The following is a 25,918-nucleotide window of genomic DNA, read 5'->3' on the forward strand; positions in this document are numbered from 1 at the left end:
GGATATGCTGAGCACGGATCTCGCCGATCTCAAGGCGTATATGGCCGACAATCCCGGCGCGGTGATCGAGGATGTTGCGCGCGAGCGCAAGGTCACCCCGCGCGCGGTGATTGAGGCACTGCCGTCGTCCATGGTGCGCATCGGGGACGGCGAGCATTTCGCCGCCGCCATGCAGGACATCGCACAATGGGGTGAGGTCACGCTGATCGTGCACACGGACGATGCGATCTTCGAGTTCACAGGTAGCATCCCGGTGGGCGAGATCGGCCGCGGCTATTTCAACCTGATGCAGCCGAAGGGCCTGCACGGCCATTTCCGCCACGAGCGCTGCGCGGGAATTGCCTTCGTCGAGCGTCCTTTCATGGGCAAGACGTCCGCCTTCGCCGCGTTCGTCAACGCCGATGGCGGCATCATGTTCAAGGTGTTCGTCGGCCGTGACGAGACCCGGGCGCTGCGCACGGACCAGCTGGCGCAGTTTCGGCAGCTTGCGGACCGGATAGTGGCGCAGCCCACCGCGTAGCCTCTTTTATATGTCTGTCGGGAGATCAAGATGCAGAGCAATTCCAGGCTTCGGCATGTGATCCTAACCATCGTGCTGGCGTTGGCGCCGGCACCGGCCTTCGCGATCGACGAGGCATTGTTGCCGCGCAATCTGTCGCCCTGGGGCATGTTCCAGGGCGCCGACATCGTCGTGAAGACGGTGATGGTGGGACTGGCCATCGCCTCGCTGGTGACGTGGACGGTGTGGCTGGCCAAGTCCATCGAGCTACGCCGCAAGGGCGCACTTGCCCTGCAGCGGACGCGCGCGCTCGAAGGCAACATCAGGCTCACCGAGGCGGCCGATCGCGCCGGCGATGCGCGTGACGCGGTGGCGCAGCTCATCCAGTCCTGTGCAAGGGAGGCGGAGCTCTCCGGCGGCATCCTCGACGACGGACTGCAGGAACGGGTGGCGCTGCGGCTGGAGCGCGTAGAGGCGGCGATGTCCAGGCAGATCGCGCGCGGCACCGGCGTGCTCGCAACCATCGGCGCCACCGCGCCGTTCGTCGGTCTGTTCGGCACGGTGTGGGGCATCATGAACGCCTTCATCGGCATCTCCGAGAGCCACACCACCAGCCTCGCCGTGGTCGCGCCCGGCATCGCGGAGGCATTGCTTGCGACCGCGCTCGGCCTCGTCGCCGCGATCCCGGCGGTGGTGGTCTACAATCACCTGGTCCGCGGCATCGCCAATTATCGCGCGCTGCTCGGCGATGCCTCGGCACAGCTCATGCTGTTGGTGAGCCGCCAGCGCGACCACAGGACGTTCAGCCTGGCGCGGGCGGCGGAGTAGGCCATGGCCGCGAAGCTCGGCGCACGTTCGGGATCACCGCTCAGGTCGCGCGGCGATCCTGGCGATCTCGACGTCACCCATGAGATCAACGTCACGCCGTTCATCGACGTGATGCTGGTGCTGCTGATCATCTTCATGGTGGCCGCTCCGCTCGCCACGGTCGACATCGGCGTCGATCTGCCGGCGACAGCCGCCGAACCTGCGCCACGGCCGGACAAGCCGGTCTTCGTGACGGTGAAGCCGGATCTTACTGTTGCCGTCGGCGAGGACACCATGACCCGCGACGGTCTTGTCAACGCGCTCACCGCCGCCACCAAGGGCCGCAAGGACGAGCGCATCTATCTGCGCGCCGACAAGGCCGTCTCCTATGGCGACTTGATGGAGGTGATGAACAGCCTGCGCAATGCCGGCTATCTCAAGGTCGCCCTGGTCGGCCTCGACGGACGCAGCTGATGGCTGCCGCTAACGCGTTTGCGCTGCACGAGCCGCTCGGTGAGGCGGAGACCGCGCGCTGGGGCGTATCGGCCGCAGTGATCGTTGCATTGCATGTCGCCGCGGCGTTACTGGCGATGAACTGGCTCAGATCGCCGCCGGAGCAGGGCGTCAGCCTGCCGGCAATCATGGTCGACATGACGCCCGTGACGTCGGCACCGCAGTCCACGTCGGTTGATACGGCGCCGGGGCCCGTGATGCAGGAGGCCGAGGCCTCACCGCCGGAGCCCATGCAGCGGCAGACGGTCGAGGAGACCCTCGCGCCCACACCGCCGCAGGAAAAGCCGGACGTCGTTGCCCCACCGGAGCAGAAATTGGAGCCGACGCCGGCCAAGCCCGAGCCCGCGAAGATCGTGCCGCAAGAAAAGCCTGCGCCTGAGAAGCCGAAGGTAGTCCGTCGCGAGGCCAGGAAGCCGTCGGAGGCGCCGCCTGCGCCGCGCACCAGCGCACCGCCACGCGCCGAGCGCGAGGCGCCCGCCGCGTCAGCCATGAGCGCGGGCGCTCTCGCGTCGCTGGTTGCGACCTACAATCAGCGCGTGCGAGCGCACTTGATGCGCTTTCATTCCTATCCGTCGGGCGGCAACGACCAGCGGGGATTGGTCCGGGTGAGTTTCACGATCGGACGCAGCGGACAGATCATGTCCAGCCGCATCAGTTCCTCCGGCGTTGCCGCGTTCGACGCCAAGGCGTTGTCGATGATCCGGCAGGCCGCGCCGTTCCCGCCGATTCCGCCGGAAATCAAGAACAGCTCGATGGACTTCACGATTCCCGTCGACTTTACGGTGCGCTGATACTGCCTTTCACTCCCACCCTTAGGAATGGGAAGCTGTCTCTGCGAATCCATCGTGAGCGCGGGAATGGAGGTCCATCCTCGTCATTGCGAGGAGCCCTTGCGACGAAGCAATCCAGGCTGCCGCTACGGAAAGATTCTGGATTGCTTCGCTACGCTCGCAATGACGGATGGCGAGGAACCACTGTCGTTCCAACCTTCCTCCCGCAAGAACGGGAGGAGGCAGAAGAGAGCGCTTCCGCTCACTTCGCCTTCAGGAAGTCCGCGACTTCGAGCAGCATGAACTCGTCGTCGTCGGCCTTGTTGGGATCGCGGCTGGACGAGAACGGCAGGTTGTTGTCGTTGCCGACGATGATGTGGGTGTCGTCGACGCGATCGACGTTCTCGATGGTGAAGAACGGGAAGGTGTAGACGCCGTCGTTGAGCGGCTTCCTCGCCTTCTTGTCGGGATCCCTAATCTTCATGAGGTCGACATAGCCGATCTTGCGCACGGGCTTGCCGACATTGGCGTCGGTGAGCTCGATCTTGTAGACGCGCTTGAACTTGGCAAGATCAGGAAAGCAGTTGTCGCCGCGGGTGCCTTGCGGGCAGGCCTTGTCGGCGGTGCCTTCGCCGTTGTCGCGCTCGATGATGAGGCCGGAGGCCTGATCGATCATGTTGAAGTCACCGATGGCGTTGCCGTTCTGCTCGAATACATAGTGCCAGTAGCGGCCGGTAAATTTTTCCGCGGCGACGTCGAATTCGAGGATACGGGCGGCTTCCTTGCCGTCGACCTTCTCCCAATCTTTCTTGTCAGCGTCCCACAGCGGCCCTTCGAGCAGGCCGTAGAGGAATTTCCCGTCCTTGGACGAGGCAAAGCCCTCATAGCCCTTGGAGCGGCGGAGGTTGACGTTGGTGTAGGTCGCACCCGGCGCGGCCGGCGTTCCCACCGCCCAATTGTCCGGCGAGCGCACCGGCTTGCCGTCGGCGACCGTATCGAACATGCCGAGGATCTTGCCGGTCTTGTCGGCCTTTAGGATATAGGGGCCGAACTCGTCGCCGATCCAGAAGGTGTCGCCGACGATCTGGAAGCCCTCGGTGTCGAAATCCGAGCCGGTGAGGTAACGCTTCTGCGTGTCCTCATGCACGATGCGGAAGGGGACGCGTTTGTCGGGATCGTGCAGGAAGATGGTCTCCAGACGCTCGATCTTGCCGCTCGCCCAATCCATCTTGTAGTGGTTCAGGTAGAGCATCGAGTCCGGCGAGTTGGCGCGGGCGCCCATGCCGTTGTCGGTGATCACCCAGAACGTGCCGTCGGGCATGGTCTTGATGCCGGAATGGCCCTGCAGCGGCTGGCCCTTGAACGGCAGCGACACCCCGGTCGCCCGTTCGTAGGATTTGCCCATCACGGTGCCGGGCGCATCGACGCGCTTGCCCGTGGTGTATTTGCCCGAGGTCTTGAGGTCAGCGGGCGCGTCAGTCGGCGCGTCGATGAACGTCGCGGCCGGCATCACCACGTGGCCGGCGAGCTTGGCCGGGAATTCACCTTCGCTCTGCGCGAGAGCCGAGCTCGCGGTGAGAATGATCGTTGCGACGGTGGCAAGAAAAGTCGCGCGCATGTGCGTCTCCTGTTGGCGGACGACGCCTTATGCGGATCGCTTGTTGCAGTTTTGTGAAGCCGGGCCAAAGGCCGCAGATCAAGCCCCGACGCGATGCCGGGGCTTGTTTCGCCTGCCCAGCCTCATCCGCCGTAACACGGTTTTCCGGACATCTTCATCGCGCGGCTGCAGCGGGGCAAATTCTTCGTTTGCTGCTGCTGCGGCGGCTGCTTGGCGCTCTTGGTTGCAGTGGTGCTTCCAGTCTGCGCCTGCACACTGGATGCGGCAGGCATGAGAAGCAGGGGAGCGACAACGATCAATGCCAACGTTTTCATGTCAAATGCTCCAGAAACAAAAAAATAATGCCTTGGAGCCTATGCAGGCGGTCGTTGAGTGTAAAGTCCCAACGCGATCCCGGCGCGTTTTCGCGCCGCATCATCGCTGGTGCATGTCGGGTCTCGACTACTCCTTTACCGCGCCCGTGAGCGAGGACACGTAATAGTCCACGAACAGCGAGTAGAAGATCGCAACCGGCAGCGAGCCGAGCAGAGAGCCCGCCATCAGCGCACCCCATTGATAGACGTCGCCGGTGACGAGCTCGGTCAGGATGGCGACTGGCACGGTCTTGTTGGCGCCGCTTTGGATGAAGGCGAGCGCGTAGATGAACTCGTTCCAGGACAGCGTGAAGGAGAAGATGCCGGCCGAGATCAGGCCCGGCACCGCCAGCGGCAGCGTGATCCGCCGCAGGATCTGGAGCCGCGTGGCACCGTCCACCAGCGCGCATTCCTCGAGTTCGTAGGGGATCGACTTGAAATAGCCGATCAGGAGCCAGGTGCAGAACGGCACCAGGAAGGTCGGGTAGACCAGGATCAGCGCGATCGGCGAGTCGAACAGGCCGAACTGCACCACGACGGTGGCGAGCGGAATGAACAGGATCGACGGCGGCACGAGATAGGCGAGATAGATGCCGAGGCCGACATAAGGGCTGCCGCGGAAGCGCAGGCGTTCGATCGCGTAGGCCGCCAGCGTCGAGGCGATCAGCGACAGAGTGGTCGAACCGATCGCGACCAGCATCGTGGTCTTCAGCCAGTGCGGATAGGCGGTGTTGAACAACAGGTGCTTGATATGGGCGAGCGTCGGCGAGGAGATCCAGAACGGGTTGTGATCCTTGTAATTCATCAGCTCCGCGTTCGGCTTGAACGACGTGATCGCCATCCAGTAGAACGGGAACAACAGGATCAGCACGAAGCAGCCCAGCGGCAGGTAGATCATCATCAGCCGCCGCAGCCCGGAATCCCAGGCCATGGTGTCGGGCGCGGCCTTGGCGTCCGCGGTCGGTTGTTGCGCGACGGTGTCAGTCATTGGCCTCTCCCTGCTGCCATTTGCGGCGCGCCAGGCCGAAATAGGAAAACAGCGTCGCGAACACCAGGAACGGGATCATCGACACGGCGATCGCCGCACCCTCGCCGAGCTCGCCGCCGGCGATGCCGCGCTGGAAGGCCAGCGTCGCGAGCAGATGCGTGGAGTTCACGGGGCCGCCGCGGGTGATGGCGTAGACGAGCTGGAAGTCGGTGAAGGTGAAGATGATCGAGAAGGTCATGACGATGGCGAGGATCGGCATCATCATCGGGAAGGTGATGTAGCGGAAGCGCTGCCAGGCGCTGGCCCCATCCAGCATCGCGGCCTCGTAGAGCGAGGGCGAGATGGTCTGCAAGCCGGCGAGCAGCGAGATCGCGACGAAGGGAATGCCGCGCCAGATGTTGGCGGCGATCAGCGAGAAGCGGGCCGGCCAGGGCGAGCCGAGGAAATCGATATTGCTCGACTTCCAATGCAGCACGTCGACCAGAAGATAGGAGATGATCGAGAATTGCGGATCGTAGATCCACCAGAACGCCAGCGCCGAGAGCACGGTCGGCACGATCCAGGGCAGCAGCACGATGGCGCGGAGCAGGCTCTTGAACGGAAAATGGTTGTTGAGCAGCAGCGCGAGCCAGAAGCCGAGCGCGAACTTTCCGAAGGTCGCGATACCCGTGTAGAACACGCTGTAGAACACCGCGTTCCACCACAAGGGATCGGTGAGCAAATATTGGAAATTCTCCAGCCCGATGAAGATGCCGCGACGGCCGATCGTGGTGTCTGTGAAGGCGAGCCAGACCCCGAGGCCGAGCGGATAGGTCAGGAAGACCGCGAGCAGCCCGAGCGCCGGCGCCAGGCACATCACGATCAGAAACGGCTTGTAGTCGAACAGCCGCACCAGCCAGTTCGGCTGCCGGTGCGCGAGGGCCGAGGAGGAGAGGGTGGTCACGGACATCAGCGTGTTTGTCCTGTTCTAGGCTTCATGACACTCGTCATTGCGAGCGACGCGAAGCAATCCAGTCTGATTCTGCTTTGGCAGTCTGGATTGCTTCGTCGCAAGAGCTCCTCGCAATGACGGCGGCCTTGTTGGTTCTCTACCGGCCCTGCCGCCGGAAGTAGCGCTTGCAGCGCTGCTCGGCTTCCGCCGCCGCGGCTTCCGGTGTGGCGGCGCCGGTGGCGACGGACGCGAACATCTGAACCGTGACATAGTCCGCCCGCACCGCACCGGTGGCCGTCGATATCGGACCTTTATAGCCGGCGTAGTAGCCGTTGTTCATGGTGTTCTTGAAGATTGCGACCTTCGGATCACCTGACCACACTGCTGCATCGGCATAGGCTGCGAGCGGCTGCGACCAGTAGCCGCTATTGGCGTTGAGCCAGGGCTCGTACTGTTCCTTCTCCAGCATGAATTGCAGAAATGCCTTCGCTGCGTTCGGGTACGGGCTGTGCTTGAACACCATTGCGTTTAGCGTCAGGCCAGACATCGGCGGGGCCGGCGCAAAGAACTTCGGCAACAACTGATGTTCCGAATCTTCGGCGATGGCGGCGGTCGCCGGATCGTTCTTCAACGAGAAGTACAAGGACACCCCGTTTGCCGTCAGCGCGATCTCCTGGGAGGAATAGGCGCGATTGTTGCTGACGTCGTTCCAGGACGGCGTGCCGGCGATGAAGGTCGGGTAAAGCTGCTTCACGAAGTTCAGTGCCGCGATCGTCTCCTTGCTGTTGATTGTGACATTGCCCTCCTCGTCCAGCAACGCCGCGTTGTGCGCCCACATCATCCAGTCCGCAAAGCCGTTTCCGTCACCCACCGCGTTGCCCAGTGCGAAGCCGGCTGGTTTGCCCGCTTGCTGAAGCTTCTTGCAGAGATCGAGGAAGCCGGCTGGATCTTCCGGAGCCTTGTCGAATCCGACTGATTTAAGAATGGACTTGCGATAGATCAGGGGGCCAGCGGTGGCGCCGAACGGCAGCCCGATCCACGAGTCGCTCTTAGCCTTCTTTCCATAGGTCTTCGCAAGAGTCTGCCAGCCGCCGTACTTCTTGCCGAGATAGTCGGCGACGTCGGTGAGCTCGATCAGCTTGTCGATGTAAATGTGAGGCGCGTCGGAGAAGCCGATGATGATGTCGGGGCCGGCGCCGGAGTTCGAGGTCACCGCGGTCTGCTGGTTGATGTCTTCCCAGCCGACGAAGTCGACCTTGACCTCGACCCCGGTGTCCTTGGTGAACTTTGCCGCATTGGCGCGGAACACGTCCTCGTCGGCCTGGACGAAGCGTACCGGCCGCAGCATGCGCAAGGTCGCGCCCTTCTCGATCTCAAGCTTGGGCGCCGCAACATCGGCGGCCTTGATTGGCGATGGTGTTGTTTGCGCCGCAGCACCAGTGGCCGCGAGCGTGGCAGCGGACAGGCCCAGCGCTAAGGCATCACGACGCGTGATGTCGTTCCTCATCAGTTCCTCCCTATGATGTCTCCCTTCCCGGCGTTGATCGCCGGTGAAGGGCCGTTCCTATCGTCCGGCGCCGTCGCGCCGCCCCGCCTAGCTGTTCGGTCCGCGGTCCATGCTGACGGGCTGCCAGCGGCGGAGCGCGGTGTTCTGCAGCACCGACGGATTGACGCAGCTTACCGGCCACATGCCCTGAAGCACCAGTGACAATTCGTAGCCCACGCGGCGCTTGCGCGCCTCGTCGAACCGTGCCGAGGCCGAAGCGACATGCGCGGTGAGGGTCACGTTCTCCATGCCGAGCAGCGGATTGTTGTGCGAGGGCGGTTCCTTCTCCAGCACGTCGAGCGCGGCATGTGCGATCCAGCCCTCCTGCAGCGCCTTGATCAGGCTCTCCTCGTCGACCGTGGCACCGCGGCCGGTGTTGATGAAGATCGAGCCCTTCTTCATCTGCCGGAAGTGCTTCTCGGCCAGCATGTGATGCACCTCGGGCCTTGCAGGGGCATGCATCGAGACGAAGTCGGATTGCGACAGCACCTCGTTCAGCGTCGCCGGGACCACGCCGTGCTCGTACATCAGCGTTTCCTGGATGAAGGGATCATAGGCCATCATGCGCAGGCCGAAGGGCGCTGCCCGTTTCGCAACCGCACGGGCGACCCGGCCGAACGAGATGAAGCCGAGCGTCTGGCCCATCAGCCTGGGGATCTTGAGCAGCGCCGGCCTGCCCTCGGCCCAGCGGCCGTCGCGCACCATGCGGTCCTGCTCGACCAGGCGGCGGAAGCCCCCGAGCAGCAGCATCATGGCGTGGTCGGCGACCTCCTCGATGAACGTGTCGGGGATGTTGGTGACGGGAATGCCGCGGGCGGTGGCAGCCTTGACGTCGACGCTGTCGACGCCGACCGAGCCGAGCGTGATGACCTTGCAGCTCTCCAGCGCGTCGATGATGGTCTTGGTGATCGGAATGCCCTTGGCATAGATGGCGTCGGCATTTTTCGCGGCGGCGATGAACCCGGCCTCGTCGGCCGGCGCCTCGACGATCTCGGCATCGATCGGATCGAGCGCCTCGCGCTCGAAGGAATAATCGCTGCCCGCGACCGTGAAGCTCGCGCCCTTCGGCGTCACCACCCTGTATTTCGGCATTTTCGGCTCCCGATTTGGTTTGTCGGTTGTTGTTGCGGCCCGCACCTTCCGGGCGGCCCTTGCCTCTTTTACGCGAAATCGAGGGGAGCGAGTACAATTCACGGTTGGTGATACCGAGATAAACTGACGATTCCGCGGGCTGTTTCCGGGCTTCTACGGAGGCTCGTAAGTAACTTGCTAAGGCCTCGCCCCCTAAAAATTGATTCGATTCCTTTCGATCTGATCGCGCGCCCGTATCCAATTATTGCCGGAGCCCTCCCGTGAAGTTGAGCAATCTGAAGATCGCCCCGAAGCTCGGCATTCTTGTCGGCGTCACCTTGTTGGGCCTGTGCATCTCCGGTGTCCTCGCCGGCTATCTGATGAAGCAGGAGATGGTGAACGCGCGCATCGACCAAGCCAAGGCGATCGTCGAGCTGGCGCGCAACTATGCGGCTGCGCTCAAGAAGCGCGTCGATGCCGGCGAGCTGACCAAGGACGCGGCCATCGCCGAGCTCCGCCGCTACGGCAATGCGATGACCTACGACAACGGCGCGGGCTACCTGTTCGGCACGTCTTACGATGGCATCACCCAGCTTGCGCCCGATCCCAAGCAGATCGGCACCAACCGCATGGATGTCGTGACCAATGGCCGCAAGCTGTCCCTGGAGCTGATGGACGGCGTCAAGGCCAAGGGTTCGATCCTGCTGCATTATGAATATGTGAAACCTGGTCAGCCGACGCCGATCCGGAAGGTCGGTTATGCGGTCGCCGTGCCGGGCTTCGACATGTATCTCGGCACCGGCGCCTATCTCGACGACATCGACGCCAAGATGGGCCCGGTCTATTGGATGCTCGGCCTTGCCATGCTCGGCATCGTCATCGTGGCCGGCAGCGTGGCCTGGCTGATCGGGCGCGGCATCAGCCGTCCGCTGGCGCTGCTCGGTGCCCGCATGAAGGACCTTGCCGATGGCAAGCTGGAGGGTGACATTCCGGGTGCCGGCCGCGGCGACGAAGTCGGTGCAATGGCCGCCACCGTCCAGATCTTCAAGGACAACGCCGTCCGCATCCGCGACCTCGAGAAGACCGAGGCCGACGCCAAGGAGCGCGCCGCGGCGGAACGTCGCAGCGCGATGGAGGGTATCGCCAACGACTTCGAACGCAGCGTCAACGGCATCGTCCGTTCGGTGTCCTCGGCCGCCGCCGGCATGCAGAGCACGGCGCAGTCGATGACGGCAACCGCGAGCGACGCCTCGTCGCGTGCGGCGACGGTCGGCGCGGCCTCGCAAAAGGCCTCCGGCAATGTCGGCACGGTCGCGGCCGCCGCCGAAGAGCTGTCGAGCTCGGTTGCGGAGATCTCCCGCCAGGTCACCCGCTCGACCGAAGTGGCGAGCCGCGCCGTCAGCGACGCCGAGCGCACCAACGCCACCGTGCAGATGCTCTCGACCGGCGCCGAGAAGATCGGGGAGGTCGTCAAGCTGATCCATTCGATCGCCGCGCAGACCAATCTGCTCGCGCTCAATGCCACCATCGAGGCGGCCCGCGCCGGTGAATCCGGCCGCGGCTTCGCCGTGGTCGCATCCGAGGTCAAGGCGCTCGCCAACCAGACCGCGAAGGCGACCGAGGAGATCTCGGCGCAGGTCGCAGCGATGCAGACCTCGACCAGCGACGCGGTCACGGCCATCTCCGGCATCACCCAGACCATCGCCGAGATGAGCGAGATCACCGCCGGCATTTCCGCATCGATCGAGCAACAGGGCGAGGCCACCCGCGAGATCGCCCGCAACATCCAGTCGGTCGCGGCCGGTTCGAGCGAGATCAACGCCCATATCGGCAGCGTCACCTCGGCCGCGGAAGCGACCGGCAGTGCGGCCACCGACGTGCTCACCAATGCCCGCGAGCTGGACAACCAGTCCGGCGCGCTGCGCAGCGCCGTCGACAGCTTCCTCGCCAAGGTCCGCGCGGCCTAAGTTTTGCGCAATCATCTCCGTCCACGAAGTCGTCATGCCCGGGCTTGTCCCGGGCATCCACGTTCTTGGCACCGCGTGCGGATATGCGTGGATGGCCGGGACAAGCCCGGCCATGACGGAGAATGCGGAGCACGGGGATCTCGTGCCCTAGTACCCACTTTTCTTGGAACGTGAGTCGTGATTCAAGGTCGGGATGATACCCGAAGCAAGAGAAGTCCACCTTTCGAGGAAAGATCGCAAGGTGCTTGAGGCGTGCTGTCGCTCACCGGTGACGTTGCAGCGCGATTTGAAGCGGGCGCGGATAGTTCTGTTGGCGGCGGATGGGCGCAGCACCCGGTCGATCGCCAAGGAAGTTGGGGTCCAGCCGCGGATTGTCAGCCTTTGGCGGCATCGCTATGCCGACCATGGCCTTGAAGGGCTGCAAGACAAGCCGCGGCCTGGCAAGCAGCCGATCTATACGAAGACGACCGACAAGCGGATTCTGAAGCTGCTGGATAAGCCGCCACCGCAAGGGTTTGCGCGCTGGACCGGCCCCCTGCTGGCCGAGGCGCTGGGCGATGTCGATGTCCAATATGTCTGGCGGTTCCTGCGCAGCCACAAGATTGACCTGGTGGCTCGCAAGTCCTGGTGCGAGAGCAACGACCCGAACTTTACGGCCAAAGCCGCCGATGTTGTCGGCCTCTATGTCGCGCCGCCGGCGAAGGCCATTGTGCTGTGCGTGGACGAGAAGCCCTCGATCCAGGCTTTGGAGCGAGCGCAGGGTTATCTGAAGTTGCCCAATGGCCGCGCCTTAACCGGCCAAAGCCACGATTACAAGCGGCATGGCACCACAACATTGTTTGCGGCGCTCGAAGTCGCCACCGGAAAGATCATCGCGACCCATTCAAAACGCCGGCGCCGCGTCGAGTTTCTCGATTTCATGAACAGCGTCACCGCGACTTTTCCGAACCGCAAGCTTCACGTCATCCTCGACAACCTCAACACCCATAAAAAGAACGAGGACTGGCTCAAGGCCCACCCCAACGTGCAATTTCATTTCACGCCGACAAGTGCGTCATGGCTCAATCAGGTCGAAGTATGGTTTTCCATCTTGCAGGGGCAGTCGCTCAGCGGCACCTCCTTCACGAGCCTCAAGCAGCTTCAGGAACACATCGATGCCTACGTCAACGCATACAACGACAGAGCCGAGCCCTTCGTCTGGACCAAGAAAAAGGTCCGTCAACGCCGTTTCAAAGGCCGCCGTATCACTCAGCTCTGATTCCGGGTACTAGCTCAGCGCCGCGTCATCTCATGCCGCGTCGCGTCCGGGACACGAGACCGTCCTACTGCTTCTCGATCTTCGCGTTCGTGATCAGCTTTTCCCACAACACGAGCTGCTCGTTCACGAATGTGCCGAGTTGCTCCGGCGTCCCCGAGAAGGCGTCCATGCCGAGGGTGGCGAGCTTGGCCTTGATCTCGGGATTCTCGACGATCTTCCTGATCTCGGCGTTGAGCCGCGTCACGATCTCCTTCGGCATGCCGGCCGGGCCAAAATAGCCCTGCCACGACGAGATGTCGAAATCGGGCACGCCGGCCTCCTGCATCGACGGCAGATGCGGCACAAGCGGCGTGCGCTCCTTGGTGGTGACTGCGAGCGCACGCAGAGCGTTGCCCTGGACGTGGGGCAGCCCGGTCAGGATGTCCACGAACATCATCGAGACGCGGCCGCCCATGACGTCGTTGAGCGCCGGCGGCGAGCTCTTGTAGGGCACGTGCAGGAGGTCGAGTCCGGCATTGTGCGCAAAGGTCGCGCCCGACACGATCGCCGAGGACGAACCGGAGGCGTAGCTCAGCTTGCCCGGATTGGCCTTGCCATAGGCGACCAGCTCGCCGACGGTCTTGGCCGGAACTTCGGGATTGACGACCAGCATGAAGGGCAGATCGCCGGTGCGCGCGATCGGGGTGAAATCCTTGACCGGATCGTAAGTGAGGCTCTTGAGCAGATAGGGATTGGCCGAATGCGTGGTGTTGGTGGTCACCAGCAGCGTGTAGCCGTCGGGGGCGGCCTTGGCGACATAGGTCGCGGCGAGCATGCCGTTGGCGCCCGCCTTGTTCTCGATCACGATGCCGACGCCGAGCGCCTGCGACAGATGCTGCGAGATCAGGCGCGTGGTGGTGTCGGTGCCGCTGCCGGCCGCAAACGGCAGCACCAGCGTGATGTTGCGGCTGGGATAATTGTCGGCCTGCGCCGTGGATGCGGCAAGGCACAATACGGCCGCGCCGATGGTGCGCAGGTGTCGAATCAATGCTGAAATCATCTTTGGACGTTCCCTCTTTTTGGTTGGCTGGAACGTAGCTTCTCTTCGTCAAAATCGGAAGTCGCGAGTTTGTCTCGTGCCCCGGGCGCAGTGCAGCGCGCCGCTGCTCGCGGCGTGATGCACTGCTGAACCGGGGCCCGTGCGTGCGGTAGACTGGGCCCCGGCTCTGCGTCGCACCGCTTGGCGCTGCGCCGCGTCCGGGACACACGAGAGTGCATCGCCCGCCGCGCGGAATTACTTCACCGCCGAGCCCTGGCGCGAGGCGATCACGACGCCGGCGAGCACCAGCGCGTAGCCGATCAGGTGGAACGCCTGCAGCTTTTCGCCGAGCAGGATGATCGCCATCGCCGAGCCGAACACCGGCACCAGATGAAAGAACGGCGCGGCGCGGTTCGGGCCGATCAGCGCCACGCCGCGGTTGAAGAAGAGATAGGCCAGTGTCGAGGGGAAGATCAGGATGTAGCCCAGCGTCGCCAGCGTGATCCCGTCGAAATGCAGCACGTATCCACTGGCCGCCTCCCAGATCGCGGTGGGCAGCAGCATCGTGGCGCCACAGCAGGTGGTGAAGGACAGGAAGGAGAGCTGATGGATCTTCGGCCGCCGCGGGATGAAGGCCGAATACAGCCCGAACGCCACCAGCGAGGAGGCGAACATGAGGTCGCCCCGGTTGAAGCTGATGCCGGCGAGCGCGGCAAGATCGCCGCGCAGGATGATGATGAGCACGCCGAGCAGCGAGATCGCGATGCCGGCGAGCTGCGCGCCGGTCAGCCGCACGCCGAACAGCACCAGCGACCACAGCGCCACGAACAGGGGACCTGCCGACTGGATCAGGAGCGCGTTCAGCGCCTCCGTGTATTGCATCGCCCAGTAAGAGATCGCGTTGTTGAAGGCAAAGCCCACCAGCGACAGGAACAGCATCAGGCGCAGGCTGCGGCGCACGGCAGGCCAGTCGCGCTTCAGGTGCGGCCAGGCGAACGGCAACAGGATCAGGAACACGCCGAACCAGCGGATCGTTGTGATGGTCAACGGCGGCACATGTGCGCCGACATGGCGCGCGAGCACGATGTTGCCGGCCCAGAACAGCGAGGTCAGGCTGAGCAGCAGATATGGTTGGTTGTTGAGCCAACTGGCCGGATTCGAGGCCGGTGGCGCGGGCGAAGCGATCGTCATTGGCGTCGGATACGAGCTTGCGCGGATTGCCGGCATGACACAAGTCACGGCGCCGCAATGCTACAATGCAGCCAAGCCCTGAGGAGGTGCCATTGGCGGTCAATATGTTGAACATCGAGGGCCTGGAGCGGCTCGATCCGAACGCACCGGTGGTGATGCTGAACCTGATGCGCTTCCACACGCGTTCGCGCGATGGCAATGGATCGGGCTGGGACGCATATCTGCGCTACAGCGCCATCACCGTGCCCATGATCAAGGCGCGCGGCGGCACGCTGCTCTGGACCGGTGATGCGAAGGCCATCGCACTCGGTCCTCACGCCGGCAACGACTGGGACTTCGTCGCGCTGGTCCATTACCCGACTGTCTCGGCATTTCTCGATATGATGACGTCGGAAGCCTACGAGCGTGAAGCCGATCCGCATCGCGTCAACGGCTGCGCCGAGCATGTGATCGTCGCCACCAGCGAGGCCTACAGCAAGTTCAAGACCAGTTGAGGCGTGGTCATCTCGCGGCGCACGCAGGACAGGCAGCGAGCGCTTCGATGAAGCCGCTAGCTCGCCTGCTTTCGCGACGCCACGAACACGCCCGACAGTACCAAGGCAAAGCCGATGAAGTGGAAGATCTGCGGGTGCTCGCCGAGGAATACGATCGCCATGATCGAGCCGAACACCGGCACGACGTGGAAGAACGGCGCGGCGCGGTTGGCGCCGATCAGGCGGACGCCGCGATTGAAGCAGAGATAGGCGAGCGTCGAGGGGAATACCGCGACGTAGAACAGCGTCAGCAGGTTCGGCCCGTCGAGCTTCATCACGGGGCGCGCGAGCAATTCCCAGATCTCGAGCGGAATGAGGCAGGCGGCGCCGCAGCCGAAGGTGAAGGCGAGGAACGACAGGCCGTGCATCGGCGGCCGCTTCAACGTCAGCACCGAATAGAGCCCGAAGATCACGAGCGCGACGATGAAAATGAGGTCGCCCTTGTTGAACTCGATATTCGAGAGCGTGGTGAAATCGCCATGCAGCAGGATCGTCAGCACGCCGCACATCGACAGCAGCACGCCGAAGGCCTGCGCCGCCGTGAGTCTGACGCCGAGGATGGCCAGCGACCACAGTGCCACGATCAGCGGCGCGGCCGACTGCAGCAGCAGCGTGTTCAGCGCCTGGGTGTGCTCCAGCGCCCAGTATTGCAGCGTGTTGAAGGCGCCGATGCCGGTGATCGAGAGCGTCACCATCAGGCCGAGCCGCCCGCGGATCGCGGGCCAGTCCTGCGCAAGATGCTTCCAGGCGAACGGCAGCACCAGGAGAAAGGCGAAGAACCAGCGCAGGAAGGACAGGGTGACCGGCGGGATATGGCCGGCGGCGAGACGGCCGACGATGGCGTTGCCGGCCCAGCACAGCGCGGTGATGCTGAGCAGCAGGTAAGGCTGGTTGGCGATCCAGCTGTGACCGGACGTATCGGCGGCGTTGGTCTGGCCGGTGGCGGACATTGTGATCGTTATGGCCCCGCGGATGCGCCGAGGCCTCCGGCCCGGCGAGGTCCGGGCCGGTTGATCACCCGGCCCTGCTCAAAAACACGGAAATCGAGATGGCAGCAACGGGGGGCGGACGCATCGCGACCATGCAGCGGCGGACAGGCGTCTTGCGCTTTGGTCGAAGCCGTCGCGCCCGTCCCGAAGGTTTCTGGATTTTCAGGGGATATCAAAGGCTTGGGTCGGGCTTTGGTCCCCGAAAAAGCCCCGTTCTTGCTTGCCTAGAGGGGCTGCTTCCTTTATCCGGTTGGCTGCCTTGCGTGCGGGCGGCTCCGGCCGCCGATTGGGCTGGGCGCAGGCATGATCCCGGAAGAGTGGGCACCGGTTTTCCGCGAGGATCATGCCTTCTAGAGACAGATTGATAGGGATTACCCGCGAATGGCCAACGTTGTCGTCGTCGGCGCCCAATGGGGCGACGAAGGGAAGGGCAAGATCGTCGACTGGTTGTCGGAGCAGGCAGACATCGTCGTCCGCTTCCAGGGCGGCCATAACGCCGGCCACACGCTGGTGATCAACGGCAAGACCTACAAGCTCGCGCTCCTGCCCTCCGGCGTGCTGCGCGAGGGCAAGCTGTCGGTGATCGGCAACGGCGTGGTGTTCGATCCCGCCGCCTTCCTCGACGAGGTCGCCAGGCTCCGATCGCAGGGCGTCGATGTCAGCCCCGACAACCTGCGTGTCGCGGAAAACGTCACCTTGATCCTGCCGCTGCATCGCGAGCTCGATGCGCACCGCGAATCCGCCAGCGCGGCGACCGCGATCGGCACCACGCGCCGCGGCATTGGGCCCGCCTATGAAGACAAGGTCGGCCGCCGCGCCATCCGCCTGATGGACCTTGCCGATCATCAGACGCTGCCGCACAAGATCGACCGCCTGCTGGCGCACCACAATGCGCTGCGCCGCGGCCTCAATCTGCCGGAATTCGACAGCGCAGTGATCCTGAAGGAGCTGATGGCGATGGCGCCGCAGCTGTTGCCCTATGCCGAGACGGTCTGGCGGCTGCTCGACATCAAGCGGCGTGAAGGCAAGCGAATGCTGTTCGAGGGCGCGCAAGGCGCGCTGCTCGACGTCGATCACGGCACCTATCCTTACGTCACCTCGTCCAACACGGTGGCGGCGCAGGCCGCGACCGGCGCTGGCCTTGGGCCGGGCGCGGTCGGCTACGTGCTCGGCCTGTGCAAGGCCTATACGACCCGTGTCGGCCAGGGTCCGTTCCCGACCGAGCAGGACAACGAGACCGGCCGCAAGATCGGCGAGCGCGGCCGCGAGTTCGGCACCAACACCGGGCGGCCCCGCCGCTGCGGCTGGTTCGATGCCGTGCTGGTCCGCCAGGCGGTCCGCACCTGCGGCATCAACGGCCTGGCGCTGACCAAGCTCGACATCCTCGACGGCTTCGACACCATCGAGGTCTGCACCGGCTACAAGCTCGACGGCAAGGAGATCGATCATTTCCCGGCCGGCGAGGGCGCGCAAAGCCGGGTCGAGCCGATCTACGAGACCATCGAGGGCTGGAAGGAGCCGACCGCCAGCGCGCGGTCCTGGGCCGACCTGCCGGCCCAGGCCATCAAATATGTCCGCCGCATCGAGGAATTAGTGGGGTGCCCGGTCGCACTGCTTTCCACCAGCCCCGAACGCGAGGATACTATCCTGGTGCAAAATCCGTTTGAGGCTTAACGATATCTTACCAGGACGCGCGTATAGTTGAGTTGAAATGGCTGATTACTATCCGCTGATCGCCCGCGCTATTGCCGCCCTGGACCCCAACGCTCCCGGCGAAAGCCGTCGCGCGCTCTATGAGCGGGCGCGCACGGCGCTGATTGCGCAGCTGCGCAGCGTGCAGCCGCCGCTCTCCGAATCCGAGATCACCCGCGAACGGCTGTCGCTGGAAGAGGCCGTCCGCAAGGTCGAATCGGAGGCCGCCCAGCGCGCCCGCGAGGCCTCGCGCCCCGGTGGCGGCACCCGCGCCAGCGGCAGCGGCGATGCCTTCCGCCGGGCCAGCGCCCGCGCCGCCGAGGGTAACGCTTCCGCATCCCAGCCGGCCCCGCCGCGCACGCGTCCGGCTCCGACCCCGCCGCGGGCCGACCGGCCATCCTTCAACGTCGATGACCAGGGCGAGGCGCCGCGGCCGCCGCGCGCGCCGCGTTTCGACGCCCCGCGCCAGCCTGGCCCGTCCGCGCCGCCACCAATGCCGGAGCCGCCCGCGGGCGGACGCGATCGGGCGGGGGCGCGCCGTCCACCGGACATGGGCCCGCCGCCACCGGTACCGCCTGCGCCGGGCGTGCGCGGCTTCCGCGACATCACGGCCGATGCCAACGATCTCGGCGGCGCCGCCGCGCAGGCCAGCCGTGCCGCGCGCCGCACCTACGCTAACGTGCCTTCGCCCACGCCGGAGTTCGACCGGCTGGAGCCGAGCCTGGAAAATCGCTCCGGCGAAGCCGAGGCGCCCTATTCCTACGACGAGTCGATCGAGGAGGCTGAGCGCTACACGCCGCAGCCGCCGTCGCCGCGTCCGCGCGTCGCCGCCGAGCGCGACGTCAAGAAGCGGGTCCGCACCGGCTCCGCCTTCCCGTTCAAGAGCGCGATCGCCGTCGGCATCGTGCTGATCCTGGTCGGTGCCGGCATCCTCTGGGGCAAGCAGCTGGTCCAGATCATCAACGGCTTCCTCAAGCCGTCCGTGACACAGGTGTCGGACACGCCGACTCCGGCGCAGCCGCAGAGCAAGCCCAAGATTCCCGATCGTGTCGGCCAGCCTTCGGCGGACCAGCCGGTCGCGCCGGTGGCGCAGAAGGTCGTGCTCTATGACGAGGATCCGTCCGACCCGAAGGGCAAGCAATATGTCGGCTCGGTGGTGTGGCGGCTGGAGCCGATCAAGGCGTCCGGCAACCAGAAGGCCGACGTCGCCGTGCGCGCCGACATCGAGATTCCCGACCGCAAGTTCAAGATGACGATGTCGTTCCGCCGCAACACCGATTCGTCGCTGCCGGCGAGCCACACCGCGGAATTGACCTTCATCCTGCCGCAGGACTTTCCAGGCGGCAGCGTCTCCAACGTGCCGGGCATCCTGATGAAGTCGAACGAGCAGGCGCGGGGCACGCCGCTCGCCGGCCTCGCGGTCAAGGTCACCGACGGCTTCTTCCTGGTCGGCCTGTCCAATGTCGATGCCGATCGCAGCCGCAACGTCCAGCTCCTGAAGGAGCGCTCGTGGTTCGACGTGCCGCTGGTCTACGCCAACCAGCGCCGCGCCATCATCGCCATCGAGAAGGGCGCCCCCGGCGAACGCGCCTTCAACGACGCCTTCGCGCAGTGGGGCGACTAGGCTCTTTCTTCTGCCTTAGCGACATCGTCATGCCCGGGCTTGTCCCGCCTACGCGACCGAAGCTGCTTCGGTGAGGCGAAGCCCCGGGCATCCACGTTCTCTGTACGCTGGGGTAAGCCGTAGATGGCCGGGACAAGCCCGGCCATGACGCTGCGGATGATCAGACCCTACTGCGCCGCCGCTTCCCGCTTGCGCGACGCGGTGGCCTCGCGGTCCATCACGGCGCGGCAGCCGGGGCTGACATTCGCCTTGTTCCGCACCATGCAGGCCCTGACCCGCGGGATGTCGGGGATTTCACTGGAGCACAGCCGCATCGCATCGCCCGTGCACATCTGCTGCGCTTCGGAGGAGAAGGCGAGGCTGGGTGATGTCTGCAGTGCGATGGCGCTGGCGGCGACGGCCAACAGCGAAGCGGTGGTCTTAAACAGAGTTGCCATGGTCTGATTGCGTGTCATGCGGAATGGGTCCCCGATTTCCCTTGGGCTTGAGCCACTTGGTTTTTGGGGCGCCGCACGCGGCTTGATCTGCCGCATGTCACAGCCTTCACGCCGGGAACTCCAGTCCCGCATGTGGTCGCTCGATTTCTTGATGTTCGAATCGAAAAGTGCTGCGCCGCCCGAGCGAAGTATGCGCCATTGTTCGGCGGCTGCAATGGTCAGCGCAAAGGAATTCGCAATTGTTGCACGCGAGTCACGTCGCGCGTGCTCACATCAGCCGATCCGAGGATGCGTCCGCTTGTTCCGCATCGCTCGCGCCGAGTGATGCGGCATGTTCCTCGACGGCGGTGACGCCCTTGGCGGTGAGCTCGAACAGGTCACCGTCCTTCATCACGTAGCCGTCGGCAATCAATTCTCCCACCTTGCCTTGCCGGTCGTCGGCGAAGGCAACGGATTGGCTGATATCCCGGAGGATGGAGAGTTGTTCATCGCGCAACATGGCTTCACGCTCCATTCGCCGGGATGGTGCCGGTCTTCACATGCCGTGGCTCTTGAATACGTTGCTGCAGGACTTCGACAGCTTGGCGCGATTGGCTTGCAGGCAACCTTGCACCGCCATGTCGTTGCCGAGCTCCTTGCGGCAGAAACGCTGTGCGTCTCGCGTGCAGGCCTTCTGTTCTTGCGGCGTGCCCATGTGGCCTTGCGCAAAAGCAGGCCCCTCCGAAAGACCGGTCAAGGCTGCCAGCGTGATCGTCGCCAGGAGAATTTTGCGGGCCATCGGCGCTCCAATCGGACAGAGGTAAATTCAGGTCCTGCATGAACTCGTCGCCCTGCCACTTGTTCCCTTTGAGGAGCCCGCGCCCAGCTGTTCAAGGTTCCCGCGGCGCTGCTATAAAGCTGCGGAAGTCCAAGAGGTGGTTCGATGAAACGCTATCTGGTGTTTGCGCTGGTCGGTCCGTTCGTCGGCGGGTTCCTGCTGCTGCTGACGACGACCTATCAGTCCGGCTATTGGGCCCAGACCAGCCTCGGCGAGGTCGGCAAGCTGTTCGCGGTGTTCTTCAAGACGCTGCAATACAGCTATCTGTTCGGCTTCCTGCCCGCGCTGATGATCGGCGCGGTCGACGACATCCTGGTCCATATAAGGCGGATCGGCCCAAGCGTGCGAATGCTGCTGGTCGGCCTGTTCGCCTTCATCCTGGCCTCGATGACCTACTCCTCGCGCGGGCCGGATTCGGGCGCGGTGCAGTTCATCCTGTACGGCCTGGTCGGCTTCGTGCCGGCGGTGATTTCGTCCTGGCTCGTGCATAGATATGTCGAGGAGCCGCCGGCGGTGGCGGCGCCGACCTGAGCGCGCGACCTTCGGGCGCGGCGCAGCAACCTCCGCCGCGGTGGCGCGTTCCCTAGAGACCATGACCATGTCCGACGACGATATCATTGCTCCGCGCCGATCCCGATCTGGCAGCGGTTCGCGCGCGACCTTCTCCGGCAAGGAGGCGCCCGGGCCGATCATCGATCAGGAGGGGCATGAGATCCGCCCCGAAATGCCGGAGCAGGGATTTCGCGAGTTTCGCTTCGAGTTCGGCAGGGACAATCCCTTTGCTGGCAGCCCGTTCGGCAATCTGACGCGCGAGCAGCGGATTGCGCGGCTCGAGGCGATCGCGAAACTGCTCGACGTCGCCTTCATCCTGCCCGGCACCAATATCCGTTACGGCATCGACGGGCTGATCGGTCTGATCCCGGTCGTCGGCGACATCATCACCACCGCGATCTCGCTGTGGCTGGTGCGCGAGGCGCGGGCGCTCGGCGCGCCCTGGTACATCACCGCGCGCATGCTCGGCAATGTCGCAGTCGACGGCGTGGTCGGCCTGGTCCCCTTCGCGGGCGACGCCTTCGACGTCATGTTCCGCGCCAACATGCGCAATGTGCGCCTGCTCCAGCGCTGGCTGGAGAAGCAGCCGCGGATGTAGGACCTCTTTTCAGCGCATAAATGAAATGCCGGAAGGACCGTCATGCCCGGGCTCGTCCCGGGCATCCACGTTCTTCGTGGCGTAAGGCGTGGATGGCCGGGACAAGCCCGGCCATGACGCTGCGGAAGCACGAAAGCCCAAAAACACAAAAGGCGCGACAGCCTTTCAGCCATCGCGCCTTTTGCGCACATCGAACGGTGTTGCGAAAACTTACGCCGCGTCGGCGTCGGTCTCGGTTTCCAGCTTGCGGCGGCGGGGCAGCGGGAAGGCCTCGCTCTCATAGAGCGAGCGGATGCCGTTCTGGTCGAAGCGCGCTTCCTCGACCTGCAGATAGGCGCCGTTCAGCGAATCCGTCGGCAATTGCTCCATCGCGAACTGCACGGCCTCAGCGGCGGTGCCGAACCGGCGATAGGTGAAGCCCGCGCGCTTCTTCTTGCGGATCGCGGCGGGGAAGAGTTCGGCGGAGGTGTTGAAGTTGAACGGACGCAGTGGACGCATGGTCAAAGACCTCGTGATCTTCTCTGGGGCTTTAAGCGCGTGGGGTTTGGGAGGGGAGGGGCCGCAATCGAGCGGGCCCGCCGCACATGTCATTTTCGTCTTCTAATATAGCCCGATTTGACAAAAATGCGACCCCCGCGATGCGAGATGATGAATCCACGCATGGCAGCCCCGCGCGAGAGATAACTCCAGTAATTTCAACAAGTTGTACGGCTTACAGTTTGCCGAGAAGCAGCAGCACGACCAAGACCACCAGCACGACGCCGCCGATTCCCATGCCGGAATGGCCAAGGCCATAGCCATAGCCGCCGATCCGGCCCGACAGGCCCCCCAGCAGATAGATGATCACCAGGATGATCAGGATGGTCCCGAGTGACATGGCATCCTCCCTGGCGGCCGCCGAAATGCGAGGACGGCCGCGCCATCGGGAGAGAAAAGCGCATCGCCACGGCGGGTTCCATCACGGAACCCGCCGTGGCCTAGGGGTTATTTCGGCTCCAGCTTGAGTGCCGCCGAATTGATGCAATAGCGCAGGCCGGTCGGCCCGGGACCGTCGGGGAAGACATGGCCGAGATGGCCGCTGCACTTGGAGCACAGCACCTCGGTGCGAATCATGCCGTGGCTGACGTCCCGCTCCTCGTCGATATGGCTCTCGACCGCCGGCTGAGTGAAGCTCGGCCAGCCGCAGCCGGAATCGAACTTGGCATCCGACTCGAACAGCGCGTTGCCGCAGCCGGCGCACACGTAAGTGCCGGCACGGTGGTCGTGCTCATACTCGCCGGAGAAGGGCCGCTCGGTCGCCTTCTCGCGCAGCACCGCGTACTGCATCGGAGTCAGCTCGCGCCGCCACTGCTCGTCGCTCTTGATGACCTTGTCTTCCGTGGTTTTCGTTCTGGTGTCGGGCATGGGTCTCCCGTTTCTGTTGATGATCTCGCGATCAGTTGGTGGCTTTGCTGGCATTCACCAGCGTCGGCTTCTCGATGTAACTATCCGCGAACAGCTTTTTCAGGTTCTCGACCTTCGGGATGTCGTTATAGGCGATATAGGGCTGGTTCGGATGCAGCGTCAGATAGTCCTGATGGTAGGCCTCGGCCGGATAGAACGCCTCCAGCGCGCCGAGCTTGGTCACGATCGGCTTCTTGAAGACCTTCGCGTCGTTGAGCTGGGCGATATAAGCCTCCGCCACCTTCTTCTGCTCGTCGGAGGTGGTGAAGATCGCCGAGCGATATTGCGGACCGACGTCAGGACCCTGGCGGTTGAGCTGGGTCGGGTCGTGCACCACCGAGAAGTAGATCTGGAGGATCTTGCCATAGGAGATCTTCTTCGGGTCGTACTTGATCTCGACGGCCTCGGCGTGGCCGGTGCGGCCGCTCGAGACGCTCTGGTAGTCGGCGGTCGCTTTGGTGCCGCCGGCATAGCCGGAGACGGCGTTAACCACGCCCGCGGTGTGCTGGAAGACGCCCTGAACGCCCCAGAAGCAGCCGCCGGCGATCACGGCGGTTTGGATTCCGTTCGCGGGCGCGACATCCATGGCGGGGGCGGGGATCACGACCGCTTCCTCCGCGGCCCGGGACGGCATGGCAAATGCCAGCGCGAGCGCGGCGGTTGCGGCGAGCAGGGACAGGACGGCAGGTCGGCGCATGGCGATCCTCTTTCCGAAGGTCTGACAGTCTAGGGCGGCCGGGCCCGGGCGAACAGCCTGCTCGGCGGCATTTGCATCATCCGAGATACGGACAGCGCCAGCGAATGTTACGCCGTGGCGGACACGAGGCCGTGAAGACCGCCGGAGCGGCAGCGCCTTCGAGCGCGACTTGGCGGGATGCGGAACTCCGCGCTAGATGAACCGGCGCGATCGACGATCAACCATAGGAATGGTGACTGGAGCTGACCTGACAACATGCTGCGCGTCGTTTCCCTGACCCTCGCCGCTCTGGCCGCCTTTGTCTCCACTGCCGCAGCCGATCCCCAAGCCGGCGACGATCTCGCCATTTGCCGCGACCGCCAGGCGGAGCTGCCGGCCCGCGCCACCGCCTGCGACAATCTGCTCAGCGCCGACCGTGTCGCCGGCAAGGACAAAGCGATCGCGCTCTCCGTGCGCGGTAACACGCTGCTCAACAAGCGCGACTACGTGCGCGCGATCGAGGTCCTGTCCAGCGCGCTCGACCTCGATCCCGACTATGTCGTGACCCTCAATCTGCGCGGCCTCGCCTATGAGCGCAGCGGAAAGGAGGATCTCGCGATGGCCGACTACAACCTCGCGCTGCAGAAGCGCCCGGCCTACGGCGTGCCCTACAACAATCGCGGGGTCATCCACCTGCGCCGGGGCGCGCTGCAGAGCGCGCTCGACGATTTCAGCCTGTCGATCAAATACACGCCGAAATTCCTGCTCGCCTGGACCAATCGCGCCCGCGTACGCACGCTGATGAAGGATTTCGACGGCGCCCTCGCCGATTTCGCGGAGGCCGGGAAGATTGATCCGGCCGCGCCGCAGATCGCCGGCCACCGCTGCATCACCTACGGCATGATGGGCAAATATGCGCAGGCCCTTGCCGACTGCAGCGGCCTGATCGAGAAGCAGCCGAAGAACGTATTCGTGATCAACAACCGCGCCGACGTCAACATGATGAAGGGCGACCTCGACGCTGCGCTGAACGACTACAACGCGGCCCTCCAGATCAACCCCAACAACGTCCGCGCCCATTCCGGCCGCGGCCAGATCTACGAGCGGAGGAAGGATCTCGCCCAGGCGCGCGCCGACTATCGCGCCGCGGCCTATTCGCTGACGAGGCTCGACGAGATCGACGTCGCGCGCGCCCGTGCCGTCGCCCAGGAGCGGCTCGCCGCGCTGACGCCGCAAACGCCGGGAGCCGCGCCCGGACGCCGCGTCGCGCTGGTGATCGGCAACGGCGCCTACAAGAACGTCCACGCTTTGCCCAATCCGCCGCGCGACTCCAAACTGATCGCCGGCGTACTACGCGATGTCGGCTTCCAGACCGTCATCTCCGTCAGCGATCTCACCCGTGACAAGTTCTTCGAGGCGTTGCAGACCTTTGCCAATGAGGCCGAAAAGGCCGATTGGGCCGTGGTCTATTACGCCGGCCACGGTTTCGAGATCGGCGGAGTGAATTATCTCGTTCCTGTTGATGCCAAGCTCGCCGCCGACAAGGACGCCGAGACCCAGGCGGTTGCCCTGGAGCAGGTGATCGCCGCGGTCGGCGCCGCGCGAAAGATGCGGCTCGTGGTTCTCGACGCCTGCCGTGACAATCCGTTCGCGCCGACCATGCAGCGCACGCTGGCGCTGAAGCTGGTCGACAAGGGGTTTTCCAACATCGAGCCCGGCGCCGGATTCATGGTGGTCTATGCCGCCAAGCACGGCGAGACCGCGATGGACGGCGATGGTGCCGCCAACAGCCCGTTCGCCACCGCGCTTGCCCGCGAGATCAAGCAGCCGCGCGTCGAGATCCGAAAACTGTTCGATATCGTCCGCGACGATGTCTGGGCCGCGACCAAGCACGAGCAGCAGCCGTTCACCTACGGCTCACCGCCGGGCAGGGAGGATTTTTATTTTGTCGTGGGGAAATGACGAGCAAATCAGGTCTCGTAGGGCGGGCAAAGCGAAGCGTGCCCACCATTTCTAGTGCGTGTGTG

The 25,918-nt window shown here is 64.4% G+C and carries 28 protein-coding genes; 12 read left to right on the forward strand and 16 right to left on the reverse strand.

Features of this window, described 5'->3' with window-relative positions; translation table 11 throughout:
* Positions 1-4: 4 nt before the first annotated feature.
* From hutX to LPJ38_RS12390, 4 genes are read left to right on the forward strand one after another with little or no spacing between them, the layout of a single operon-like run.
* Positions 5-520, forward strand: a complete 516-nt coding sequence (gene hutX / locus LPJ38_RS12375) for a heme utilization cystosolic carrier protein HutX (protein WP_145632562.1) — start codon at positions 5-7, stop codon at positions 518-520.
* A gap of 30 nt (positions 521-550) precedes the next feature.
* Positions 551-1,327: a tonB-system energizer ExbB gene (exbB, locus tag LPJ38_RS12380; RefSeq protein WP_145632558.1), complete on the forward strand. Its 777-nt coding sequence runs from the start codon at positions 551-553 to the stop codon at positions 1,325-1,327.
* A gap of 3 nt (positions 1,328-1,330) precedes the next feature.
* The gene (gene exbD, locus LPJ38_RS12385; protein ID WP_145632555.1) at positions 1,331-1,780 is read left to right on the forward strand and encodes a TonB system transport protein ExbD; all 450 of its coding nucleotides are present in this window, start codon (positions 1,331-1,333) and stop codon (positions 1,778-1,780) included.
* Positions 1,780-2,610: an energy transducer TonB gene (locus tag LPJ38_RS12390; protein ID WP_145632553.1), complete on the forward strand. Its 831-nt coding sequence runs from the start codon at positions 1,780-1,782 to the stop codon at positions 2,608-2,610. The genes exbD and LPJ38_RS12390 overlap by 1 nt, the downstream gene beginning before the upstream one ends.
* 241 nt (positions 2,611-2,851) lie before the next feature.
* Here the strand turns inward: LPJ38_RS12390 and LPJ38_RS12395 are convergent, their stop codons facing one another.
* The 6 genes from LPJ38_RS12395 to LPJ38_RS12420 all read right to left on the reverse strand — a co-directional run bounded on the left by LPJ38_RS12395 (position 2,852) and on the right by LPJ38_RS12420 (position 9,117).
* Positions 2,852-4,207 (reverse strand): esterase-like activity of phytase family protein, encoded by a 1,356-nt coding sequence (locus LPJ38_RS12395; protein ID WP_145632549.1) that lies wholly within the window; start codon positions 4,205-4,207, stop codon positions 2,852-2,854.
* Between the two features lie 122 nt (positions 4,208-4,329).
* Positions 4,330-4,521, reverse strand: coding sequence for a hypothetical protein (locus LPJ38_RS12400; protein WP_008546119.1), 192 nt, complete (start codon positions 4,519-4,521; stop codon positions 4,330-4,332).
* A 127-nt stretch (positions 4,522-4,648) separates the two neighbouring features.
* Positions 4,649-5,548, reverse strand: coding sequence for a carbohydrate ABC transporter permease (locus tag LPJ38_RS12405; RefSeq protein WP_145632546.1), 900 nt, complete (start codon positions 5,546-5,548; stop codon positions 4,649-4,651).
* The gene (locus LPJ38_RS12410; RefSeq protein ID WP_145632543.1) at positions 5,541-6,497 is read right to left on the reverse strand and encodes a carbohydrate ABC transporter permease; all 957 of its coding nucleotides are present in this window, start codon (positions 6,495-6,497) and stop codon (positions 5,541-5,543) included. Before LPJ38_RS12410 ends, LPJ38_RS12405 begins: the two co-directional genes overlap by 8 nt.
* A 139-nt stretch (positions 6,498-6,636) precedes the next feature.
* Positions 6,637-7,986, reverse strand: coding sequence for an ABC transporter substrate-binding protein (locus LPJ38_RS12415; protein WP_145632540.1), 1,350 nt, complete (start codon positions 7,984-7,986; stop codon positions 6,637-6,639).
* 87 nt (positions 7,987-8,073) lie between these two features.
* Positions 8,074-9,117, reverse strand: a complete 1,044-nt coding sequence (locus LPJ38_RS12420) for a C-terminal binding protein (protein ID WP_167520440.1) — start codon at positions 9,115-9,117, stop codon at positions 8,074-8,076.
* A 260-nt stretch (positions 9,118-9,377) separates the two neighbouring features.
* Between LPJ38_RS12420 and LPJ38_RS12425 the strand changes: the two genes are divergently transcribed.
* Together LPJ38_RS12425 and LPJ38_RS12430 are read left to right on the forward strand one after the other, a co-directional pair.
* Positions 9,378-11,063 carry a methyl-accepting chemotaxis protein gene (locus LPJ38_RS12425; protein WP_145632535.1) on the forward strand — a complete coding sequence of 562 codons (1,686 nt, stop codon included), beginning with the start codon at positions 9,378-9,380 and terminating at the stop codon, positions 11,061-11,063.
* A 193-nt stretch (positions 11,064-11,256) separates the two neighbouring features.
* Positions 11,257-12,321, forward strand: coding sequence for an IS630-like element ISRj1 family transposase (locus LPJ38_RS12430; protein ID WP_011084514.1), 1,065 nt, complete (start codon positions 11,257-11,259; stop codon positions 12,319-12,321).
* A 64-nt stretch (positions 12,322-12,385) separates the two neighbouring features.
* On the opposite strand, the gene LPJ38_RS12435 is transcribed toward LPJ38_RS12430, so the two are convergent.
* The gene (locus LPJ38_RS12435) at positions 12,386-13,360 is read right to left on the reverse strand and encodes a Bug family tripartite tricarboxylate transporter substrate binding protein (protein WP_145642363.1); all 975 of its coding nucleotides are present in this window, start codon (positions 13,358-13,360) and stop codon (positions 12,386-12,388) included.
* A 234-nt stretch (positions 13,361-13,594) separates the two neighbouring features.
* The gene (locus tag LPJ38_RS12440) at positions 13,595-14,530 is read right to left on the reverse strand and encodes a DMT family transporter (protein ID WP_145642366.1); all 936 of its coding nucleotides are present in this window, start codon (positions 14,528-14,530) and stop codon (positions 13,595-13,597) included.
* A 92-nt stretch (positions 14,531-14,622) separates the two neighbouring features.
* On the opposite strand from LPJ38_RS12440, the gene LPJ38_RS12445 reads away from it, so the two are divergent.
* Entirely contained in the window at positions 14,623-15,024 is a 402-nt protein-coding gene (locus tag LPJ38_RS12445; RefSeq protein WP_167520783.1) for a DUF1330 domain-containing protein, read from the forward strand.
* Between the two features lie 56 nt (positions 15,025-15,080).
* Here LPJ38_RS12445 and LPJ38_RS12450 read toward each other — a convergent pair whose 3' ends face one another.
* Positions 15,081-16,013: a DMT family transporter gene (locus tag LPJ38_RS12450; RefSeq protein ID WP_145642369.1), complete on the reverse strand. Its 933-nt coding sequence runs from the start codon at positions 16,011-16,013 to the stop codon at positions 15,081-15,083.
* Positions 16,014-16,433: 420 nt separating this feature from the next.
* Here LPJ38_RS12450 and LPJ38_RS12455 point away from each other — a divergent pair, with 420 nt between their 5' ends.
* Together LPJ38_RS12455 and LPJ38_RS12460 are read left to right on the forward strand one after the other, a co-directional pair.
* Positions 16,434-17,726, forward strand: a complete 1,293-nt coding sequence (locus LPJ38_RS12455) for an adenylosuccinate synthase (protein WP_145642372.1) — start codon at positions 16,434-16,436, stop codon at positions 17,724-17,726.
* A 37-nt stretch (positions 17,727-17,763) separates the two neighbouring features.
* Positions 17,764-19,368: a hypothetical protein gene (locus LPJ38_RS12460; protein ID WP_145642375.1), complete on the forward strand. Its 1,605-nt coding sequence runs from the start codon at positions 17,764-17,766 to the stop codon at positions 19,366-19,368.
* Between the two features lie 167 nt (positions 19,369-19,535).
* Here the strand turns inward: LPJ38_RS12460 and LPJ38_RS12465 are convergent, their stop codons facing one another.
* From LPJ38_RS12465 to LPJ38_RS12475, 3 genes are all read right to left on the reverse strand, one after another.
* Entirely contained in the window at positions 19,536-19,805 is a 270-nt protein-coding gene (locus tag LPJ38_RS12465) for a hypothetical protein (RefSeq protein ID WP_167520784.1), read from the reverse strand.
* Positions 19,806-20,073: 268 nt separating this feature from the next.
* Positions 20,074-20,304 carry a hypothetical protein gene (locus LPJ38_RS12470; RefSeq protein ID WP_145642379.1) on the reverse strand — a complete coding sequence of 77 codons (231 nt, stop codon included), beginning with the start codon at positions 20,302-20,304 and terminating at the stop codon, positions 20,074-20,076.
* A 36-nt stretch (positions 20,305-20,340) separates the two neighbouring features.
* Positions 20,341-20,583, reverse strand: a complete 243-nt coding sequence (locus LPJ38_RS12475) for a hypothetical protein (protein ID WP_145642382.1) — start codon at positions 20,581-20,583, stop codon at positions 20,341-20,343.
* Between the two features lie 144 nt (positions 20,584-20,727).
* On the opposite strand from LPJ38_RS12475, the gene LPJ38_RS12480 reads away from it, so the two are divergent.
* Both LPJ38_RS12480 and LPJ38_RS12485 read left to right on the forward strand, forming a co-directional pair.
* Complete coding sequence (locus LPJ38_RS12480) at positions 20,728-21,153, forward strand: DUF5413 family protein (RefSeq protein ID WP_145642384.1); 426 nt, start codon at positions 20,728-20,730, stop codon at positions 21,151-21,153.
* A gap of 61 nt (positions 21,154-21,214) precedes the next feature.
* Positions 21,215-21,772 carry a DUF4112 domain-containing protein gene (locus LPJ38_RS12485; protein ID WP_145642387.1) on the forward strand — a complete coding sequence of 186 codons (558 nt, stop codon included), beginning with the start codon at positions 21,215-21,217 and terminating at the stop codon, positions 21,770-21,772.
* A gap of 210 nt (positions 21,773-21,982) precedes the next feature.
* Here the strand turns inward: LPJ38_RS12485 and LPJ38_RS12490 are convergent, their stop codons facing one another.
* The 4 genes from LPJ38_RS12490 to msrA form a co-directional block, all read right to left on the reverse strand.
* A complete protein-coding gene (locus LPJ38_RS12490) occupies positions 21,983-22,270 on the reverse strand; it encodes a hypothetical protein (protein ID WP_145642389.1) in 288 nt (95 codons plus the stop codon).
* A gap of 214 nt (positions 22,271-22,484) precedes the next feature.
* Entirely contained in the window at positions 22,485-22,649 is a 165-nt protein-coding gene (locus tag LPJ38_RS12495) for a DUF3309 family protein (protein WP_060737078.1), read from the reverse strand.
* A 107-nt stretch (positions 22,650-22,756) separates the two neighbouring features.
* On the reverse strand, positions 22,757-23,176 hold the full coding sequence (gene msrB, locus LPJ38_RS12500) for a peptide-methionine (R)-S-oxide reductase MsrB (protein ID WP_145642393.1): 420 nt from the start codon (positions 23,174-23,176) through the stop codon (positions 22,757-22,759).
* 31 nt (positions 23,177-23,207) lie between these two features.
* Positions 23,208-23,912: a peptide-methionine (S)-S-oxide reductase MsrA gene (gene msrA, locus LPJ38_RS12505; RefSeq protein WP_145642395.1), complete on the reverse strand. Its 705-nt coding sequence runs from the start codon at positions 23,910-23,912 to the stop codon at positions 23,208-23,210.
* Positions 23,913-24,167: 255 nt separating this feature from the next.
* On the opposite strand from msrA, the gene LPJ38_RS12510 reads away from it, so the two are divergent.
* Positions 24,168-25,853, forward strand: coding sequence for a caspase family protein (locus tag LPJ38_RS12510; RefSeq protein ID WP_145642397.1), 1,686 nt, complete (start codon positions 24,168-24,170; stop codon positions 25,851-25,853).
* Positions 25,854-25,918: the final 65 nt, after the last annotated feature.

The organism is Bradyrhizobium daqingense (assembly GCF_021044685.1).
In the GTDB taxonomy this organism is placed as follows: Bacteria; Pseudomonadota; Alphaproteobacteria; order Rhizobiales; family Xanthobacteraceae; genus Bradyrhizobium; species Bradyrhizobium daqingense.